This window comes from Shewanella sp. GJ50-10, assembly GCF_055808815.1.
The window spans coordinates 2,585,012-2,604,815 of the sequence record NZ_JBVVSS010000001.1 but is presented as its reverse complement, the minus strand read 5'-3'; the positions used below and the strand labels follow the sequence as shown (position 1 = coordinate 2,604,815).

At 39.2% G+C, this 19,804-nt stretch carries 16 protein-coding genes and 1 tRNA gene; 7 read left to right on the top strand and 10 right to left on the bottom strand.

Translation table 11 applies throughout. The annotated features are described in order from the left end of the window. Nucleotides 1–399: 399 nt before the first annotated feature. From msrP to AC0L4E_RS10920, 3 genes are all read left to right on the top strand, one after another. Entirely contained in the window at nt 400–1,434 is a 1,035-nt protein-coding gene (gene msrP, locus AC0L4E_RS10930; RefSeq protein WP_473679199.1) for a protein-methionine-sulfoxide reductase catalytic subunit MsrP, read from the top strand. Beyond that, nucleotides 1,431–2,039, top strand: a complete 609-nt coding sequence (msrQ, locus tag AC0L4E_RS10925) for a protein-methionine-sulfoxide reductase heme-binding subunit MsrQ (protein ID WP_473679198.1) — start codon at nt 1,431–1,433, stop codon at nt 2,037–2,039. The genes msrP and msrQ overlap by 4 nt, the downstream gene beginning before the upstream one ends. Nucleotides 2,040–2,530: 491 nt before the next feature. Then, nucleotides 2,531–3,376, top strand: coding sequence for a magnesium transporter (locus AC0L4E_RS10920; RefSeq protein WP_473679197.1), 846 nt, complete (start codon nt 2,531–2,533; stop codon nt 3,374–3,376). 89 nt (nt 3,377–3,465) lie between these two features. Here the strand turns inward: AC0L4E_RS10920 and AC0L4E_RS10915 are convergent, their stop codons facing one another. The 4 genes from AC0L4E_RS10915 to AC0L4E_RS10900 form a co-directional block, all read right to left on the bottom strand. Continuing rightward, nucleotides 3,466–3,813, bottom strand: a complete 348-nt coding sequence (locus AC0L4E_RS10915; RefSeq protein WP_473679196.1) for a hypothetical protein — start codon at nt 3,811–3,813, stop codon at nt 3,466–3,468. Nucleotides 3,814–4,128: 315 nt separating this feature from the next. After that, nucleotides 4,129–4,205 (bottom strand) — tRNA-Pro (locus AC0L4E_RS10910). Between the two features lie 103 nt (nt 4,206–4,308). Beyond that, nucleotides 4,309–6,111 (bottom strand): DUF3413 domain-containing protein, encoded by a 1,803-nt coding sequence (locus tag AC0L4E_RS10905; protein ID WP_473679195.1) that lies wholly within the window; start codon nt 6,109–6,111, stop codon nt 4,309–4,311. Nucleotides 6,112–6,214: 103 nt separating this feature from the next. After that, complete coding sequence (locus tag AC0L4E_RS10900; protein WP_102528342.1) at nt 6,215–6,433, bottom strand: YejL family protein; 219 nt, start codon at nt 6,431–6,433, stop codon at nt 6,215–6,217. Nucleotides 6,434–6,708: 275 nt separating this feature from the next. Here AC0L4E_RS10900 and yejK point away from each other — a divergent pair, with 275 nt between their 5' ends. Together yejK and corA are read left to right on the top strand one after the other, a co-directional pair. Beyond that, on the top strand, nt 6,709–7,737 hold the full coding sequence (yejK, locus tag AC0L4E_RS10895; RefSeq protein ID WP_473679194.1) for a nucleoid-associated protein YejK: 1,029 nt from the start codon (nt 6,709–6,711) through the stop codon (nt 7,735–7,737). Between the two features lie 216 nt (nt 7,738–7,953). Continuing rightward, nucleotides 7,954–8,901 (top strand): magnesium/cobalt transporter CorA, encoded by a 948-nt coding sequence (corA, locus tag AC0L4E_RS10890; protein ID WP_473679193.1) that lies wholly within the window; start codon nt 7,954–7,956, stop codon nt 8,899–8,901. Nucleotides 8,902–9,017: 116 nt separating this feature from the next. Here corA and AC0L4E_RS10885 read toward each other — a convergent pair whose 3' ends face one another. Beyond that, nucleotides 9,018–10,274: an HD-GYP domain-containing protein gene (locus tag AC0L4E_RS10885; RefSeq protein WP_473679192.1), complete on the bottom strand. Its 1,257-nt coding sequence runs from the start codon at nt 10,272–10,274 to the stop codon at nt 9,018–9,020. A 127-nt stretch (nt 10,275–10,401) separates the two neighbouring features. Here AC0L4E_RS10885 and AC0L4E_RS10880 point away from each other — a divergent pair, with 127 nt between their 5' ends. After that, nucleotides 10,402–11,097, top strand: coding sequence for a 2OG-Fe(II) oxygenase (locus AC0L4E_RS10880; protein ID WP_473679191.1), 696 nt, complete (start codon nt 10,402–10,404; stop codon nt 11,095–11,097). An 80-nt stretch (nt 11,098–11,177) separates the two neighbouring features. Here the strand turns inward: AC0L4E_RS10880 and AC0L4E_RS10875 are convergent, their stop codons facing one another. From AC0L4E_RS10875 to AC0L4E_RS10860, 4 genes are all read right to left on the bottom strand, one after another. Further along, nucleotides 11,178–12,530 carry an ATP-binding protein gene (locus AC0L4E_RS10875; RefSeq protein WP_473679190.1) on the bottom strand — a complete coding sequence of 451 codons (1,353 nt, stop codon included), beginning with the start codon at nt 12,528–12,530 and terminating at the stop codon, nt 11,178–11,180. Next, nucleotides 12,521–13,195, bottom strand: a complete 675-nt coding sequence (locus AC0L4E_RS10870) for a response regulator (RefSeq protein ID WP_473679189.1) — start codon at nt 13,193–13,195, stop codon at nt 12,521–12,523. Before AC0L4E_RS10870 ends, AC0L4E_RS10875 begins: the two co-directional genes overlap by 10 nt. A 164-nt stretch (nt 13,196–13,359) precedes the next feature. Continuing rightward, on the bottom strand, nt 13,360–14,037 hold the full coding sequence (locus tag AC0L4E_RS10865; RefSeq protein ID WP_473679188.1) for a LysE family transporter: 678 nt from the start codon (nt 14,035–14,037) through the stop codon (nt 13,360–13,362). A gap of 145 nt (nt 14,038–14,182) precedes the next feature. Then, nucleotides 14,183–15,487, bottom strand: a complete 1,305-nt coding sequence (locus AC0L4E_RS10860; RefSeq protein WP_473679187.1) for a dicarboxylate/amino acid:cation symporter — start codon at nt 15,485–15,487, stop codon at nt 14,183–14,185. Nucleotides 15,488–15,721: 234 nt separating this feature from the next. Between AC0L4E_RS10860 and AC0L4E_RS10855 the strand changes: the two genes are divergently transcribed. Then, nucleotides 15,722–18,187 (top strand): Ig-like domain-containing protein, encoded by a 2,466-nt coding sequence (locus AC0L4E_RS10855; protein WP_473679186.1) that lies wholly within the window; start codon nt 15,722–15,724, stop codon nt 18,185–18,187. 77 nt (nt 18,188–18,264) lie between these two features. Here AC0L4E_RS10855 and astB read toward each other — a convergent pair whose 3' ends face one another. Further along, entirely contained in the window at nt 18,265–19,599 is a 1,335-nt protein-coding gene (astB, locus tag AC0L4E_RS10850; RefSeq protein ID WP_473679185.1) for an N-succinylarginine dihydrolase, read from the bottom strand. Nucleotides 19,600–19,804 lie beyond the last annotated feature (205 nt).

Sequence of the window (19,804 nt, the reverse complement as noted above, 5' to 3'; positions counted from 1 at the left end):
AATAAAAAAGCTAGGGACTGTTGAACTTTGCTGTTTAGATGTTGTTCGAAGTAAAAACACTTTAATCGAGGCGAGTGGATTGCCGCCTAGTCCATATGAGCAAATAGTCATCTAAGCAACTCTTTATTTAAAAAGCAGCATTCAACAAAGAGTAAAGTGTTTATAATCGAACCCTACGGGCAGCGTTTGTTGATCACTTCTCCAGCGTTATCGGTTTTTTATGTAGAATAACTACACCACAAATCCTCTGCCTTGCATAAGTGGTCAACAATTCGCTGCAAAAATATCCATGAAAGATCAAAAGTCCCTAAACTATTTGAAATATATTTTCGTATTGAACTGTCTTATAGTTATCGAAGATGATTAATCTGTTTCTAAGTGAACGACAAGGGGTGATTTATGGTGTCAAAAAAAGGGTTTACGAAAGGAATTGGCAATACGCCTTCTTGGTCCCTTAAAGAAAATGAAGTCACTCCAGAAAGTGTGTTTAGTGACAGACGTAATATTATTAAAGCATTGGGACTTGGCGCTTTGGGTGCAAGTTTACCTGGTCAAGTACAAGCTGGGCTGTTTGATTTGTTTGGTGGTGAAGAAAAGCCTCCTTTTGCCGTTCAGGGTCTTGATTACAGTAAACCTACCCAATTTCAAATAGCTGACCGCTTAACTCCAGAAGATAAAATTACCCGTCATAATAACTTTTATGAATTTGGTACCAGTAAACAAGATCCATTTGAAAATGCCCAACAGTTTCAAGTTAACCCTTGGGAGCTAAGAATTGAAGGCTTGGTTGATAAACCTTTAACTTTAGATTTGAACGAGTTAACCACCAAGTTTGACCTTGAAGAACGTATTTATCGGTTACGCTGTGTTGAAGCGTGGTCGATGGTTGTGCCTTGGGTTGGTTTCTCATTAGCTGAGCTATTAAAAATGGCTGGCGTGTCCAATAAAGCCACTCATGTTGCTTTTGAAACCTTGTTTGATCCTGACCAAATGCCTGGACAAAAGAATCGTTTAATGGGCGGTGGTATTCATTACCCCTATGTTGAAGGGTTAACCATTGACGAGGCGATGAATGAATTACCGTTTTTAGCTGTTGGCCTATATGGTAAAACCTTACCACCGCAAAATGGTGCGCCAATTAGACTGGTTTTACCGTGGAAATATGGCTTTAAAAGTATCAAGTCGGTAGTCAAAATTCGAGTAACTGATAAGCAGCCGCCAACCAGTTGGAATCAATTGGCGCCACATGAATATGGATTTTATGCCAATGTAAATCCGCAAGTGGATCATCCGAGATGGTCACAGGCGTCAGAACGTAGCATCGGTGAGGGCGGGTTATTCTCTGCAAAACGTATCCCAACACAAATGTTTAATGGTTATGGCGAGCAAGTGGCAGACTTATATAAAAATCTAGATTTAAGGAAGTACTATTGAAGCGCCTAACACCTAGAGGTTTATTCTGGCTAAAAGGCTTATTACATTTAAGCTTTTTAAGCCCGATTATATACTTAGTCGTAATGGTGTTAACTGATAATGCCGGCGGCGATCCTGTACAGTACATTATTCATTATACGGGTATGGGCGCGATTAACGCTTTAGTGGTGACACTGCTTATATCACCTATAGCAAAAAGATTTAAACAAGGCTTATTACTGCAAACAAGAAGACTAGTGGGTTTGTATGTATTTGCATACGCGAGTTTGCACATCGCGGCATTTATCAGTTTAGATTTGCTGTTTGCTTGGGGCTTCTTATTTGAAGAGATAATTAAGCGGCCGTATATTTTAGTTGGCGCTGCCTGTTTTATTATTGCCAGCTTATTAGCATTAACTTCTTTTCAAGCACTAAAACGTAAGATGGGTAAAGGTTGGCAGTCATTACATAATTGGGTTTATGTCATGGCATTGTTAGCACCCATTCATTTTTATTGGTCGGTAAAGTCAGAAATCATTGAACCGAGCATTTATATTGGCGTGTTTGCTTTGTTACTTTGGTACAGAAGAAAGGCCATCAAGCAATGGATTTTTAAATCAAAGTAGCTGTTAACTCTTACTAATCGAGGCGTAGGGAGTGTGTTTTACTTACGTTGATACGTTAATTTATCTTTTGTTATTAATAAGCGCTTGGCTAAAGCGCTTGTGTTTATTGATTTTAATTTTGTGTCATAGCTTTGTTATTTTTGCTTTTTTTTCAATTAGTCTTCTTGTCCAATTATGTAAGCCTTTGATATATTGCGCGCCGCTGGAATAACCAGTCTTATTTGGAAACAACAATGAAAACGACCGATTATCCTCCTAGTAGAAAGGGAGAAAAATAACCTACAGTCGGTCTGTCAATGAATGTCTAGTCCAGCAGTGGCTATGATTGTACTTCACTACTTAGTTTTTATTTTTTCTCCCAATTCTCTACTCAACTCCACAATACTTTTGTATTTAAAAATGATTAGCATACTTATTTAAAAGTGGCTGATAAATAAGACCTGCCGCTTTAAATCTGGTTGGTTAAGCTTTGCAAGATAGAGAGATATTCCATGAAGCTTATAAATAAAGCTTTAGCTTATGATTCAACTCCAGAAACGAATGATGAGTCCAGCCGAATCAAAAAAGAATTCAACCAACTCACTCAAGACGAACAAGTTGCATTATTAACTTCAATGCCTATTGAAGATGCAGTCAATATGCTGGGTGAGTGTTCAGTTATTCATGTTCAAAAATTAATCGCTGAATTAGATATTATTGGCGAGGATGTTAGAGCAAGACATTATGCGCATCAGTTAGGCATCATTCTTTCAGAAGTTGAGCCCCATAAAGGCTATTTAAATACGGGGGTTTTTGCACATGTGCAACAAAGAATAGGCTGGATAATCGGTCTGGCTTTGTTAGGCATTGTTTCAGGTTTAATTATTGCCAGTTATGAAGATACGCTTAGTCAATTAATGCTATTGGCTATCTATATGCCTGTGATTGCTGCCGCAGGCGGTAACACAGGGGCTCAGGCTGCGACTTTAGTGATTAGAGCTTTGGCCACTGGAGAGCTTAAAAAACGTCAGTGGTTGTCAGTATTATGGAAAGAAAGCAGGGTTGCCTTGGTCATTGGTGCGGTGATTGCATTGGTTATTGTGGCAAGGGTGATGCTTTTCAGTGATGGTATGTCGACAGGTGGCTTTGACCTAGAACTCATCGCCTGCGCGATAGCGGTTGCGTTGTTTATTCAAATTACAATTTCAACCACTTTAGGCGGGGTATTACCCATTATTGCAAGAGCTTGTAAGCTGGATCCTGCAGTACTTGTTAGTCCGTTACTGGCATCAATCGTTGATATATCCGGTATGCTGATTTACTTCAGTATTGTGAATGCTTTTCTAGGCATAAGTTAACTACAGTTCAGTATTTTATTCTTGTAGAAAAAACACAAAAAAGCCGAGTTCAGCTCGGCTTTTTATACGTTACTTTTTTCATAATCTGATTATCTAAATAAGCAATTCTTATCTCTAGGTGGATTGACCAAACCGTTGATGCAGTAACTTGCGAATAAACTGAAGCTAATAACACTACCCATGATGATTGCCAATAAATACCAAGGTTCATGCATAGTCATTCTAAGGTCAATATACTGGTAGGTCGATATTCCCCAAACCATCACTGTCGCAATGACAAGTCCTAGCTGGATGAGTCGAGTAATCAGGTTATTTTTAAGCAGTAATAGTATTGGAAGCATCACGCAAGTGATTGCCAGTGGCATTTGGCCGAATCGTAAAAAGTGTGCACCTAAAAGTAAATAAGCCAAAGAAATTAGAATAATTCGCCACCACATTGCCATGTTCCTCACTAATCAGCTGTCATTCATGCATTTTGAATGCAGCAATATAGCTTATTAGAATATGAAGGTTCTATTACATCACTCACAGAAGTCTACTTTGGACATTGAATTAAGTGACAGAGGTCAAAAAGTGACGATTTGTAATACGGTTAAATTGCTGTTCGAAAGGTAAAAGTGGAATGGTAGAAGTCGAAAGATAGAAGTTGAATAGTAAATCTCGAATAGGGCTACGGATTATATGGGGGAGTAGTCGTTATTGAGCTAAAAAGAGTTTTGTGAAATACAAAATACTTGAAGAGTAATAAGAATTGGTCGGGATAACAGGATTTGAACCTGTGATCTCTTGTCCCCCAGACAAGCGCCTTACCGGACTAGGCCATATCCCGATTAAAATCTTACGCTGCATAGACTATCAATAAGGTATTTTTCAGGCAATAGCTTTACTGAAAAACACCATCAATTGATTGTAATTTATACGTTTATGCAGTTTTACTGATTATAAAGCCTTCGTCCTTCGCGCATCACTTGAATCAGTTCTGGCGCACTTAATTTATGCTTGAGCCTTTTTTGATACTCAATATCATAAATACGATATTTACCATGGCGGTCTAATACGGTTATTTCTTCACTTTGGTAAATAGCAAATGTGCGACTGTCACCAATATAAACCCAGCTTTGCTCGCTAGGCTGCAATAAGCTGTAACCTGAGCTGTAATCTGTGATTGGATTATCACAATGGAGTATGTGGCTCATCACAGTAGGTACAACGCCATAATGGCTTGTACGGTAAGTTACAGTATCTGCAGCCGCTTTTGGCCAATGCATGACAAAAGGCACTTGGACATTACCCGGTGACAAGTTTTGACTCACTTCAGAAGTATTACTATTAAATACTTGGCCATGGGTACCGGTAATCATGACAACGGTATCATCGCTAAGAGCACCTACAACTTGCTGTAACTGCTGATCAATGAAGTAAAGTGACTGACGATACTGGTTGTAAAGCACCCTTTGTGCAGGCTTTAAATCAATATGTGGCTTAACTGTCTCAATACCTAAAAAGCCAATAGGGGTATCGTAATGTTTCGGTGCAGATAGGTTAACTAACGAGAACCAATGTGATTGTTGCTCTGCACTCCAGTCGATAAACTGTTGCACATTTTTCATGTCAGTTTGTGCGCTGCTTGCTTCACTGTGATTGGTAAAAATAGTCAGGCCATCAAATATTGAACGCCCCTCGAACACGTGTTGGTTTTCTTCAGGTAGAAAAATAGCTTGTTGGTAACCCGCATTAGCCATTGCGGCAGTCATGATAGGCGCGGTGTGATAAAACTCTTTTCTATCCCCATAGTTGCCTTGCAAACCGTAAAATAAAGCAAACATACCCGTTTTGAATTGGTTACCGCCGCTGTAGTGCTCAGCAAATTGCTTATTGTCAGCTTGATACTGTGTTAAGAAAGGCATGGTGAGTTCATTGACCATATCTGCTCTTAAACCATCAACAGAGATGATTAGCACATTAGCTTGATCATATAATTTAACAGGCGCTTTACATTCTAGTGGAGCAACTGGGTAACTTAGTTTTCTTGCTTTTGTTTGATAACGTTTGTCATCGCTGTTTGTGCCTTCAATACCGTGGCTTTCCATGAAAGAGCGGGCTGTTGCAGGATAAGACAGCGGATAGGTATCATCAAAGCGGGTGATTTGGGTTACATCAGATGCATCAGCCCAAATATGAACTAAATGACTGCTGATAAAACAAATACCCACGAAAGCAATCGCTTTATTACCGAGCTGCTTCTTCTCTAATTTCTCTATTCTTTTCCAAATAAAGTTAGCAGCAGTAAGCTCGATTAAAATAATCGCAGTCGGTGTCGCTATATAAGATGTGCTTTTAAGCAGGGCATTAAGATCTGTCCAAGCAAGGTCAAACGCAAATGGACTTAAGTGAATACCGTAATCGTCATAAACAATGGTGTCATACAGTAAGATACACAAACCTAACGTGGCAACTAGCGCTGCATAGCCTCTTAATATTTTTGAGTAAGGCAACAACAACGTGACAGGAAAAAGAAATACGACATAAACAATAAAGGCTAAAAAACTGAAGTGACCAATAGTGCTGATAGCAAGGTAGCCCCAGCCAATAATGGTTTCAGGGTAACCGACACTGCTTAAATAGCGAGCGCCTACAATCATGGCTAAAAAACCATTAAAGAAGGCAAACCAGTGGCCCCAGTTAACAAGACGCGACACTTTGTCACGAGTCATTTGTTTTTTACGCTCAACCATGCGGTATCGTTTTCCTAATCCTATCTGGAATCAAAATAATTGTGTCAAAAGTAAAATATAAAAATAGCATACCTTTGAACAATTTAAATGACTTTAGTATGTCTTAGTCAGCTTTAACTGATTGTGCTAACGCTTTTGCGAATTGTTCAGCAACAGCTTGACGAGATTCACTCGGTACTTTGTTTTCAAGTAAGTGTGAAACACAGTTGCCTAATACCATCAGGCTTAAATCAGTTGGTGCCTGATGCTTGTTTAATACTGCTAAAAGCTCAGTTATTAATGCTTCAACTTGAGTGTTGGTATATTTAGATTGGATAGCCATAATCAGAAAAGTTCAAAAAGTAATGAATTAGCCGGCTATTATATCGGATTTAATGCGTGGTTGCTGCAAGTTTCTAATGGCTAAAAATACATCAATATTTAGCGGTTTATCCTACTTTTATGTCACATTCTTCTCTGCAGGTTTAGCTGACATTTCTTAAGTTTATTTGATTTGTTATTGCACGTTTTCGATAAGATTTTTTGAGACTTTTTAACTCGGTCTGTTATGATATCGAACGCTATTTCGCTTCCATCAATAGAGATCAGTTAGGGCTTATGAGCATCAATATCGAACAAGCAATTATCCACGAAATTTCCCAAGACAGTCAGGGACAGTTAAGTTGTCGTCTTAGACCGCAGCCGCTATTAAACAGCAATGCTGTAGAGTCTATGTTGGAAGAATTACACCAAACTTATACTGGAAAAGCGGGTAAAGGCTTTGGCTTTTTTGGAACTCATGGTGAAGATGGCGAAGCAAACCCGGCTTTTTCTAACGCATTAAACGAATATCGTAGTGGCGAGTTAGGTTTTGTTGAATTCAGTAGTGCTGCCAGTAAGTTGCTACAAGAAGAACTAGCTAAGTACGACTTCAGCCAAGGCGGATTTTTATTGATGTCTTGTTATACCAGCATGACCAGTGATTATTTATTTGTGGCGTTACTGAATGCTAAACCGTCAATGACGGTACTTGATGACATGGAGCTATCGCAGAATAATCATTTGGACTTAACTAATGTTCAATTAGCTGCTCGTATCGACTTAACTGAGTGGCAAGCTGATAAAGAGTCTCGCAAATATATCTCGTTTGTTCGAGGACGTGCTGGCCGCAAAGTAGCCGATTTCTTTTTAGACTTTATGGGCTGCGTAGAAGGTGTAAATACCAAAGCGCAAAACAAAACCTTAATGCACGCTGTTGAAGACTTTGTAGCTAGCAGCGAGTTGACTAAAGATGAACGTCAGCAGTGCCGTGACAAAGTATTTGATTACTGTACTGAACGTGCTGACGAAGGCGCTGATATTGAAGTGAAAGATTTGGCTGACGAATTAGCTGACTCTGGCATGGACTCGTTTTATGATTTTGCATGTGGCGGCACTTACGAGTTAGATGAAGAGTTTCCTGCTGATAAAGCCAGTTTACGTACACTGAAAAAGTTTTCAGGCACTGGTGGCGGTGTAACATTAAGTTTTGATGGTGGTCATTTAGGTGAGCGCGTTATCTACGATCCTATTTCTGACACCTTATTAATTAAAGGTGTACCGGCTAACTTAAAAGATCAATTAGACCGTCGCCTTAAAGGTGAATAAAGCAACATATTTCAATTAAAGCGTCCGTTTGGACGCTTTTTTTTGCATTTATTATATGTATTAAACGATTTGACCTGATTTAAGAGCTTATTTGCTCGTAATTACATTTAAACATTTTATTATCAAATTATTTTAGTACACTAGCCAAAATTTTTATGCCTGTTGTTAAAGCAAATTGATGGTGGACACAATATAAGTGACCACTTTGGGGGAACCATGATTACTGCCTATGTTTATCACAATCGCAAGTTAACTGTTCACGAACTAAATGTTCAAGACAGTATACCCGAACAAACATTATGGTTAGACATGTTCAAACCCAATGACGATGAACGTGAGTGGTTAAGCAGGTTTTCGGTAGAGGAAGTCCCCGAAGAAGAAGACATTAATGAAATTGAAGCTTCAGCACGTTTTTTTCAGAGCAAAGATGGATTGCACATTAACTCTCTTTTCCCGCAACGTGTTGGTTCTGATGTTCGTGCGATAAACGTCTCGTTCAACTTGCGAAAAGATTTTTTACTGACGATACGCGAAGATGACGTTGGCCTTATCCGTTTGCTGCGTAACTACCTACGTTTAGGGCGTTTAGATGCAACAACACCGCAAGGACTGATGTTAGAGCTATTTCATCTTAAAGTAGATTACCTTTCTGATTTAATTGAAGATGTGTATTCAGTTCTCGATGATGTTAGCCAAAATGTTTTTGAAGACAAAGAACTCGATGAAGTCTTCAAAATGATTACGCTGCAAGAAGACTCAAATGGCAAAATTCGTTTAAGTTTGCTCGATACACAACGTTCATTGCGTTATATTCAGCGCTATTATCGTGAACATTTATCAGAAGAGAACATTAAAGATTTACGTGAAATGCTATCGGATATTGAATCGTTAATGCCTCATAGCCAGTTTATTTTCGATAAATTGAATTTCCTACTAGACGCTGCAATGGGCTTTAGTGGCATCCAGCAAACAAAAATCATTAAAATCTTCTCGGTTGCTGCCGTGGTATTTTTACCGCCAACAGTGATCGCCAGTAGTTACGGAATGAACTTTGCCAATATGCCAGAATTAGATTGGCGTTTTGGTTATCCAATGGCGATTGGTTTGATGCTTGCCAGTGCAGGTGGCACTTACTTGTTCTTTAAGCGGAAAGGTTGGTTATAAACATTCTTAGATAAACGTCTTTTGCTAAAGCTTAATTAGCTTAAAAACGAAAGCCATTAATAACGCTGTTATTAATGGTTTTTTTGTTTTAGTTAATGAATGTTTCTGAAAGACTATTAAGCTTGTCCAACGCCGTAACTAATGCGTTCTCTTGGGTTTAAATATTTAAAAATATTTTCAGGTAAAGCGGATGTGGGTAAACAACGCACTATACTGATTTCTTCTCGCTCTAAATCAATAATTGGTGCTTGGTCTTTAGGAACTAAAGGATCATAAAGCATGATCTGTGGAAACAATATCTTGTTTAGGTTAACCGACATGACTAGGCCAAACTGACCACTAGATAATTCAATGACGCAGCCAGGGGGGTAAATGCCGATGGTTTTAATTAATTTTCCAACGTATTCAGTGTTAAGTTTTTGCTTATAGTTTTTATAAATAATACCCAGTGAAGCGTAAGGCGTTTTGGCTTTAGCTAATTTTGTACCATTGCATAAATTATCGTACTCATTCACGACGGTAATGAGTTGGGAAAACTTATCTAATTCTTCACCTTTTAAACCTTTAGGGTAGCCAGAACCGTCAATAAACTCGTGATGATTAGCAATCATCGGCTTAGCTTCTTCAGGAAAAGTATCGGCTAGCTTAAGAAAATTAAGGCTCATTAATGGATGCTGTTTAATTAAGTTTTGCTCAGGTTTGGTAAGCGGAACTTGTTTTTTTAAGATGTTACTCGGTATTTTAAGCTTTCCTACATCATGGAATAATGCACCTAATCCAACCAACTCAATATCTTCACGGCTCCATTCAAGGCTTTTAGCTAGCATCATACAAATGACCGAAACATTCATTGAGTGATGATAAATGAGATCGTCTGGCTTTGCGTCGCTCATTAAATGAAGTACTAAATCATCTGAACTAAGCAACATATTAGTCATGGTACTAATCATATCTTTAGCATCATTAACCGAGTTTAGCGGACGGCTCCCTAACTTTGATACTGTTGAGCGCATCATTGCTAATGACCGCTCAAATTGCTGTTCAGTTTTTTTGATGCTTCGACGTAGCTTGTTTTGGTACTCGATTTGATCTTGTTTGTATTGATCCATTTCGAGTTTCAATTTATCTAAACCTTCATCTTGAACAGGCGCAGATTTTTTAGTGACATCTTTTTTATCGATTATTGGACTATCGCTTCGTTCAGTATCGAAAAATACGTGCTCAATTCCGAGGCTTTTGATCAATTCTATTTGAGACTGTGTTTTTACTTTAAAGCTACTAAACAGGAATGGGTGTTCTTTCCACGCGACAGGTAAGCGGATAAAGTTACCCACTTGAATTTGATTGATTAGAACTTTTACAGATTTTTTCATAGGTTACAGCAAGTGCCTAAAGCATTTTTTATTATTGAATAGCAAATGATAAGTTGAGTACTTTTGCCAATTTATCAAATCCATGGCAGCATATTATCACTACATTATTAAAAAGTGCTGATTTAATATGGATTTTATTGAAGTCATCCCGAATGCTTTACCCGATGATTTGTGTGACAGACTCATTATGGCTTTCGAGAATCATGAAGGCGTAATAGAAGGAAAAACAGGCCAAGGTGTTGATAGGGCTAAAAAGCGAAGTTTTGATTTAACCTTGGATAATCATCAAGATATGATTTCGCTTAAAAATGAACTATTACAGAATACATTAAAGCACACCGCTGATTATTTCAAAAAATACCCCATGGCTTTGATGGGAGCGGTTTCGGTTTCTGTTGCCGATGAGCAAGGTAAACCAGTCACTCTTAATCCAGATAATTTTTCTGCTCTTGGTGAGCGCAGAGCAGAAGCATTAACTAAGTATTTGTATCGTAGCGGCGTGGTGAATATTCAAAAGTATATTAAAGGTGTTGGTGGGTATCCTCACTGGCATTCAGAACATTTTCCTCAAACAGGCTCGCATGAAGCGCTTCATCGTGTGCTGTTATATATGTTTTATCTTAATGATGTAGAAGAAGGTGGAGAGACCGAATTTTATTATCAGAATAAATTAGTTTCCCCTCAAAAGGGCACTATGGTCATAGCGCCTGCTGGCTTTACCCATACCCATAAAGGCAATACACCGATTAGTGGTGATAAATATATTGCTACGTCGTGGATAATGTTTAACAAGGCTGAACACTTATACGCGCCAATTAGATAAAAACGAGGCTTGAGGCCTCGTTTTGTTTTTACCTATTGATGCAAGGTCTTGTGTTTACAAGTTTGTCATTCGAATAATGATTATTGAGGCGGAATTTTGATGGTAAATTTCGCGCCTTGCAAATGGCTTTCTGTAATTGAAAGTAACCCATGGTAACTACTGACAATTTCGTTACACACTGCTAGGCCAATTCCTTGCCCTGGTGATTGGGTATCTGCGCGTACTCCGCGTTGAATGATGCGCTCTTTTAAAGCATCTTCAACGCCGGGCCCGTCATCTTCAACAATGAGTAAAGCATTACCATCATGGTCAATACACGCTGTAACGATGACTTCGCTAATCGATAGCCTAAAGCCGTTTTCCATCAAGTTGCCACATAGCTCCATTAAGTCGCCTTTATTAATCGGGAAACTCACTTCTGGGGAAACATTAGCGGTAAATTTTAGGTCTTTTTCACGATAAATTTTAAATAGCATTTGTGATAACTGGTCAATCATCGGCTTTACAGGAGTTTGTTCGTGCACTAAGCCTTGCCTGCCAACTAAAGCGCGTTTTAATTGATATTTAACCAACTGATCCATCTGACCCACTTGCTGCATAATTTTCTCGCTTGCATCGGCTTTAGTCAGTGAATTGTCGTCAGTAATAGCGTGCACTGCAGCTAAACGTGTTTTGAGACTATGCGCTAAGTCATTCATCGCGTTTTGGTAGCGCTCTTGTTGATCACTGGATTGTGATAATAATTGGTTTAAAGCTTGAGTGACGCCTTCAAGCTCATGGGGATATCCCTCTGAGAGGGCTTCTTTTTTACCGTCTCCAATTGCTTGTAATTCGCTTTTTAATCTTGCCATAGGGCGCATTCCCCAGTACGCAGCACTGACAAGTAATACCACTGCAAGCAGCATAACCACAGCGAGACGTAGATAGGTGAGCTTTTTGAAGCGAATAAACTCGTTCTCAACCGAATCTGCATCTTTTAACACGACCATGTTGTACTGGGTTTGATTGAGCTCAACCGGCAACATGTAGGCAAAGTAGGATTTTTCATCCGACATGGTCAAATAATAGGGTGGGTTTGTATCAGCTATGGATTCAAAACGCTGACAAATGTTATTTAAACCGCTGTCTTTGGCTGAGGAAGAGATCCATACTTCGTCAAAAGTCTGGGTACAACTCGCCATCATATAGCGTTTCTGCTTATTATTTTCATTCAACCAGCCATTGTCTGCTGGGATGAGGTCGTATTCTCTTAGCTCAGCAGCAATTTGTGGCATCTCGGCAATGAGCTGTGAAGTTTCCTTATTATAACTGTTTTGGGCATGAAGGATGGTCACTGACCAAGCCAGCCCAAACCCCACCAATGCAATGATAGATAATGAAGTAATGAACATCCGTGTTAACAGACGTTTTTTAGGCTTAAAGCTTAGCTGCATGGGAGATTAAATTTATATCCTTGGCCGCGAATAGTGGCAATAGGATTTTCAATCCCACCTTTACTGAGTTTTTTACGAATACGGCTGACCATCACTTCAATGGTATTCGGGTCGCCTTCTTTATCGCCATAAACTACATCTAATAAGCGTTGTTTCGCGACGACTTCGTGGCAGTGGCGCATTAAATACTCCAAAATGAGATATTCAAAAGCAGTCACTTCCATATTTTCATCATTTAAAATCACCTGTTTGGCCGCTAAATCCAGTTGCAGTGTACCGCTGCTGATAGTGGGTTTCACAAAGCCTGCGCTTCGTCTTACTAAAGCGTCTAATCGTGCTACCAGCTCTTCTTTTTGAAAAGGTTTCACTAAGTAATCATCGGCGCCAGCATTTAAGCCTTCTACTTTATCTTGCCAATTGACTCGTGCGGTTAGAATTAAAATCGGCGCTTTGACGCCAGCATTACGCATGTCTGATATGAGGGTCATGCCGTCTTTGTCGGGTAAGCCTAGGTCGACTATAGCGATATCAATAGGGTAGTTCGTGGCCTGATAAAACCCTTCTTTGGCTGTTAAGGCAACCTGAACTTGATTACCCAAATCAGATAATTGCACGTTCAAGTGATGAGATAAAATAGGGTCGTCTTCTATTACCAAAATTCTCATAAAAATACTCTTTGGTGTTATCGCTATAAAATTAGAAATATGATTTGAAAGGTTATTAAATAGTGTTTAGTGAACTCTTCTAAGTCACTATTTAACTACCTGCTATAGGTAGATATTAAAGTCATAATGCTTAACCTTAACTGACTGTAATAGTAATTGACTTATCAGACAAGCAGTTGCTGTATCAAACTGAGTAATATGGTGATCGCCACTCCGATGAATATCACTCCTGTAATTGCATCTATGATATTGCTTCCTTTACTCATTTTATTTTGTATTGCTGGTTTAGTCAGTATTACGGCTAAAAAGCAAAACCAAATAAGCGATAAAATAAACAATAAGCTGGCCGAAGCTATTTTGGTTGATGCAGTAACTTCAGGTGTCACCAGTACTGTGAATATTGTAATAAAGAAAATCAGCGCTTTGGGATTAAGTAAATTAGTATATAAGCCGATTTTAAAGCCTTTAGCAGGCGTTATAGTATCGAAATTGATATTAGTTTTCGCAGAAGGAGTTTGCAGTATTTCAGAAGGCTTCGATTTATTTTGAAAAGATTTTACTGCAGAAACTAACGCCCCAAATCCCATCCAAGCAAGGTAACTTACCCCAATGATTTGCACTGCGAAGTATGCCAGTTCAGATTGCTTTATCATGATGCTTATCCCCAGTAGTGACAGTAAACTGTGGAGTAAAATTGCGACGCTAATGCCTGTTGCGCACATCAATGCAGTTTGACGGCTTTGCTGGGTAGATGTTTTTACAATAATGGCGAAATCTGGACCTGGACTAATAAGTGCTAGGCAATGTATTACGGCAAGTGTTGAAAGTAAGGCAAAGTCCATTTTATTTCCGAAGTGTTGGGTTATAAAAATACTGAAATAAGGGAGGATATTACTTCTGTATAAAATAATAAATGTTAGGTTATCCCATAAATAAAAAAGGCGCCATTGAGGCGCCTATTTATTCGCTATAGATACAAGTTAGTTATTAAGCATTTTTAACTTGTTCTTCAAAGCTTGAACCAACTTTGCCTGCTTGAGAGTCATTAAAGACTTCTTCGTTGAACTCGCCTTCAGATTTAGCAATCACGACTGTAGCAACTGAGTCACCGGTAACGTTTACTGCTGTACGGATCATATCTAATAGACGGTCCACACCAATAATCAGTGCAATACCTTCAACAGGAAGACCAACTTGGTTAAGTACCATAGCAAGCATGATTAGACCAACACCAGGAACACCCGCTGTACCGATAGAAGCCAACGTTGCGGTTACAACCACTAAGGCATAATCCATTAGACCTAATTCAATGCCAAATACCTGAGCTATGAATACCGTTGCAACACCTTGCATGATAGCGGTGCCATCCATGTTGATGGTTGCACCTAATGGCAGAGTAAATGAAGCGACTTTATTGTCAGCACCTAAACGGTGTTCACAGGTTTCAATGGTTACAGGTAACGTCGCATTTGAGCTAGCGGTACTAAATGCAAATAGCTGAACATCACGCATTTTGCGCAAGAACATAAATGGACTAAGTCCTGTAAATGTTTTCAACAGTGTTGGATAAACCACCAATGCCTGCACAAGTAAAACGAAAATGACTAGGAAGAAGTATTGAACCACACTGCCAAGGGTTTCTAGCCCAAGAGTTAAGCTTAACTTAGCCATTAAAGCAAAGACACCGTATGGTGCAAGTTGCATGACTAACGTTACTACACGCATGATGACTTCGTTTAAGTCATTAAATAGCGCCGATACACGAGCACCGCGTTCACCAATATGAGAAATGGCAAAACCAAAGATGACTGCAAAAATGATAATTTGCAGCATGTTGCCTTGGCTCATTGCTTCAATTGGGTTAGTTGGCACAATGTTAATCACAACTTCAGCAAGACTTGGTGCATCTTTGGCACTGAACTCCATAGCTGAAGTTGCAAGTGATGCATTACCTGGATGAACGATAATAGCGAGCGTGATTGCGACGGTTAGTGCAATTGCTGTGGTGAACATATAAAAGGCAATGGTTTTACCGCCTAGTCGACCTAATTTAGAAGGATCACTCAATGAACTTGTACCACAAACTAGCGATACAAATACAAGTGGTACAACCAACATTTTCAAACTTGAAATAAATATGGTGCCGACAACATGTAAAATGCCTTCGGTAATATAGTCTTTTACGAATAGGCTTTCAGGAAATACGTTTCTCAGAATTAAACCGAGAAGAATACCCGCGCCCATACCTATGAGGATTTTGCTTGTTAAACCAAGCTTACTATTTTTATTCAAAACTACTTCCTTCCAATCTCAATCATCGATTTTTAATGATTTTTATTTTTTATCTTTTAAAGCCTAGCAGGAAAATAAATCTTATGAAACGGTGTAAAAGTTAAAGTTTTTAAGGAAAAATGCCGAATAAAACAGTAGAGTAACAAAAAAGTTACCAGATTTTTGTGTAATATAACGTTATAAGTAACTATTATAAATCTTAAGTACGATTTTAATGTAACAGGGAGACTGACAATGAGGTCAGCACAAAGACTATTTTTAGCGCTTTTAAGTTCAATTTTTCTTTTCGCTTGTAGTGGTGGAGGAAGTATTTCAGATGACGGTGGTGGGGGGACAAATCCTGAAACTATAACAGTGACACTGACTGTTGATAATAATCAAATATCTGTGGCAGAGCCTGCGACTTTAACTGCAACGGTAAAGACCTCTAGTGGAACTGCTGTAGATACCTTAGTTAGTTTTGAGTTAAATGATGGAACTTTCGGAACTTTTGCCCCTGCAACTGGGCAAGTTGCGACTAATTCTGATGGTGTGGCATCAATTCAACTGAATACCGCATCAATAAATACAGGTGCATCTGTTACTGCAACGATTACAAGTGGTGAATCAGCAACTGTTAATGTAACTATGGCTGGAGATGGCGGTGAAGCCGGAGGTGGGGCGCAAGTTTCAGTGGTACTTACTGACGCCGATGGAATTCCAACTGATACTATTAGTACACTTTCCCCTGGTAAGCTTGTTGCTACAGTGACAGGTATTAACCAAGCTACGATTGTTACTTTTGAATCTGACATTGGGGATTTACCTATTTTAACTGCTGTAACTAATGAAGAAGGCAAAGCGAGTGTTGATATTTATGCTGGTAGTTCTCTAGGTGCAGGAACGGTTACAGTTACTCTTCCGACCAATGAACAAGGCTCAACAATTGTTGTTGTGGGCGCAACGAATGTACTAATGGGATCTGGTGACCCATTTGTTGAAGGCGCTGCAGAAGTAAGTATAGAAAATTTATCAGCTGGTGGTACTGCAACGATAACTGTGCTGATTCAAGATGCAGAAGGGAATCCATTTAATCAACCTGTAGATGTTAATTTTTCATCGACTTGTGCAACAAAGTCTCCAGCCCAAGCGGAAATTAGTTCTCCTGTGTCTTCGAGCAATGGAGTAGCTACTTCAACATACTTGGCGCAGGGTTGTGTAGGTGAAGATCAAATCAATGTGACAGCAAATGCTGGTGGAATAAGTTTGTCTGCTGTTGCATCGTTAAATGTATTGCAAGCTGATGTTGGTAGTATTGTATTTTTATCAGCTGAACCAGAAAATATTGCTATCTTGGGGACTGGAGGTGTTGAATCATCAGTAGTTAAGTTTCAAGTGCTGGATAAAAACAGTAATGTTGTGGCTAATCAAAAAGTTGATTTTGCTTTAAATACTGATGTTGGTGGGATTAGTTTGGATCCTTTTACTGTTACGACAAATAATGAAGGTATTGCCCAAACAGTTGTTCGAACAGGTACTGTGGCAACTTCCGTTCGAGTTACTGCTACAGTCGATGATGGTTCAATTCCTGCGATATCAAGTCAATCTAAGCAATTGGTTATTTCAACAGGTATTCCAGATCAAGATAGTTTTTCACTATCAGCAGAAACAGTTAACCCTGAGGGTTGGGGCATTGATGGAACAAAAGTAGTCGTAACTGCCCGGATGGCGGATGCATTTAATAACCCAGTGCCTGATGGAACCACTGTTTCATTTACTACGGAAGGTGGTGCAATTGAAGATGCCTGTCAAACTGTTAACGGCGCATGTTCAGTAACATGGATTTCACAACAGCCACGTCCTCAAGGTGAGACTATTACTGGAGGTGCCGGGACATTACCTCGTAACGCTGATTCAGATATTCTTTATTATTCGGATTTAGGGGTATCAGGCAATGTTTACGGTCAAAAATATGGTGGCAGAGCGACAATTACAGCCACAGCTATTGGTGAAGAGTCATTTCCTGATTTGAACGGTAACGGTCGATTTGATGAATCAGAAATGGATGAGTTTTTAAATGGTGTAGATGTAACAGGTGAACCATTTGATTTAAATGATGCCTTTAACGATTACAATGAAGATACAGTGTTTAATCCTCAACCTGCAGGGCAACCTACAGGTCAAGACGGAGGCGATTTAGAAGAGTTAATTGATTTTAATTCAAATGGCCAGTTTGATGTAAAAGATAGCTTATATAATGGTGTACTTTGTTCAGATCCTGCTCATGCAGGCTGTGCTGATGGAGTTAGTGATTCAAAGTCAATATATGTAAGACGTAGTATTGTGATTGTTATGTCTGGTAGTGAAGCATATAGAACGCTTGATTCAGATATTCTTGTTAATGATAGCCGAGGCTCTGTTGTTGGACAGAGTGATATTGTTATTGTTGGTAAAGGTGTTGCTAGTGTTTTCTTCGATATATCAGACTTACATAATCAGCAAATGCCATCAGGAACAATCGTTCGCTTCTCTACGAGTGCAGGTAGTATTTCCTCTTCAAGTGAACTTGTGTGGCCAATATCCAATGTAAATAGCGGTCGTGGATTTTCTGCGCAATTGAAAGGTGAAGAAGAGCCTAATGCTGGTGTTTTCTCTGTTGAAGTAGAAACCCCTTCAGGTTTAATTACTCCATTACTTAATATGAATGTAACGATTCAGTAGTTGTAGGCGTCCTTTTGCTAAATAAAAATGCCGCTCATTGAGCGGCATTTTTTTATGCTTGTTAGAAGTAGAAAGTTTTACTTTTGGAATTGATAAACACTGCCCAGTTTTAAAATCTGAGTTAACTCATCTAACGCTGTACGAGATTCAATTATTAATTGTGGGTCAGCTAAGTCTTTTACTTCAAGGCTGTCGCGGTAATGTTTATCTACCCAGACATTTAACCGATTAAATAAAGCATCATTCATCAATGTGTTTTGATTAACTGCCGATATTTCTAATTCACTCATTGCAACACGTAAACGAAGACATGCTGGACCGCCGCCATTTTGCATACTTTGTTTCACATCATAATACTGTACTTGTTTAATAGGCGTGCCTAAAGTAACCAGTTCATTGAGGTAAGCAAATACCGCAGGGTTCTCTTGACAGTTAGTCGGCGCAATAATCGCCATTTCGCCGTTTGGTAGGGTAATGATCTGAGTATTAAATAAATAACTCTTAACAGCATCGTTAATTGAAACTTGATCTGTTGCGACTTTAATAAAGTAGACATCGGTGTTCATCTTGCTGCGGATTTCTTCAAATTTGGCTTCAGTATTTAAAAAAGCTTGTTCGTGGTAGAACAGTACATTTTGGTTACCAACTGAAATCACATCGTTATGAAATACACCTTGATCTATCACACTAGGGTTTTGCTGCATAAAGACACTGCTTTCTTCATCTAGTTGATGCAAGCGAGCGACAGCTTGTGAGGCTTCTAATGTTTGCCTAGCTGGGTATTTAGTCGGCTTGACTGCGTTTGGGTTGGTTGCTTCTTGACCGTAAACAAATAGCTCTACACCAGAGTGACCGTAATCTTGGCAAAGACGAGTATGATTGGCAGCACCTTCATCACCAAAACTTGCGTGTTCAGGTAAATGCAGATGATGTTTAAAGAAACGCTCATCTTTAAATGTCGCTTTGAGAATATTACCTGTAGTTAACGGCTCAATGCTGCGGTGCAGCTTGTCGACCAAGTTTGCTGGTGTGAAATGCACTTTTCCATCGCGAGTATCAGCACTCGGTGAGACAGTGGCCGCATTTGCTGTCCACATTGATGATGCACTGCAACAGGCATTTAATAAAGCAGGAGCATGCTTAGCGGCTTGGTTTAGTACTTCAGCGTCAGAACCTGCAAAACCCATACGGCGAAGAGAGTGAAGGTCTGGACGTTCTTGAGGGGCTAATACTCCTTGAATCATACCTAAGTCAGCAAGTGCTTTTGCTTTTTTGAGTCCTTGCTTCGCGGCAGACTTTGGATTTGAAGCTTGCGCAGCGTTGCTATATGAGGCTACATTACCAAAAGATAAACCTGCATAATTGTGGGTTGGTCCGACAAGTCCATCAAAGTTCGCTTCGAAGTGCTTCATTTATTATCCTTAAAAAATATTTATTATTGTTATGAATTATTGTTATGAAAATGAGTTCATTTGCTGCTAGGTACCGCAAGAATACAGCCAGTATACTGATGAAATAGGCCTTAACAAGCGGTGACTTTGGTCTCAAAAATTGAAAAAGTGACTAAACATGCACAACTTTTACTTGCTAGACCATAAATAATGAAATATTACTTTT

Coding starts and splice junctions, on each gene's coding strand:
- msrP (WP_473679199.1), top strand. CDS start 400: ATGGTGTCAAAAAAAGGGTTTACGAAAGGAATTGGCAATACGCCTTCT.
- AC0L4E_RS10920 (WP_473679197.1), top strand. CDS start 2,531: ATGAAGCTTATAAATAAAGCTTTAGCTTATGATTCAACTCCAGAAACG.
- AC0L4E_RS10915 (WP_473679196.1), bottom strand. CDS start 3,813: ATGTGGTGGCGAATTATTCTAATTTCTTTGGCTTATTTACTTTTAGGT.
- AC0L4E_RS10905 (WP_473679195.1), bottom strand. CDS start 6,111: ATGGTTGAGCGTAAAAAACAAATGACTCGTGACAAAGTGTCGCGTCTT.
- AC0L4E_RS10900 (WP_102528342.1), bottom strand. CDS start 6,433: ATGGCTATCCAATCTAAATATACCAACACTCAAGTTGAAGCATTAATA.
- yejK (WP_473679194.1), top strand. CDS start 6,709: ATGAGCATCAATATCGAACAAGCAATTATCCACGAAATTTCCCAAGAC.
- corA (WP_473679193.1), top strand. CDS start 7,954: ATGATTACTGCCTATGTTTATCACAATCGCAAGTTAACTGTTCACGAA.
- AC0L4E_RS10885 (WP_473679192.1), bottom strand. CDS start 10,274: ATGAAAAAATCTGTAAAAGTTCTAATCAATCAAATTCAAGTGGGTAAC.
- AC0L4E_RS10880 (WP_473679191.1), top strand. CDS start 10,402: ATGGATTTTATTGAAGTCATCCCGAATGCTTTACCCGATGATTTGTGT.
- AC0L4E_RS10875 (WP_473679190.1), bottom strand. CDS start 12,530: ATGCAGCTAAGCTTTAAGCCTAAAAAACGTCTGTTAACACGGATGTTC.
- AC0L4E_RS10870 (WP_473679189.1), bottom strand. CDS start 13,195: ATGAGAATTTTGGTAATAGAAGACGACCCTATTTTATCTCATCACTTG.
- AC0L4E_RS10865 (WP_473679188.1), bottom strand. CDS start 14,037: ATGGACTTTGCCTTACTTTCAACACTTGCCGTAATACATTGCCTAGCA.
- AC0L4E_RS10855 (WP_473679186.1), top strand. CDS start 15,722: ATGAGGTCAGCACAAAGACTATTTTTAGCGCTTTTAAGTTCAATTTTT.
- astB (WP_473679185.1), bottom strand. CDS start 19,599: ATGAAGCACTTCGAAGCGAACTTTGATGGACTTGTCGGACCAACCCAC.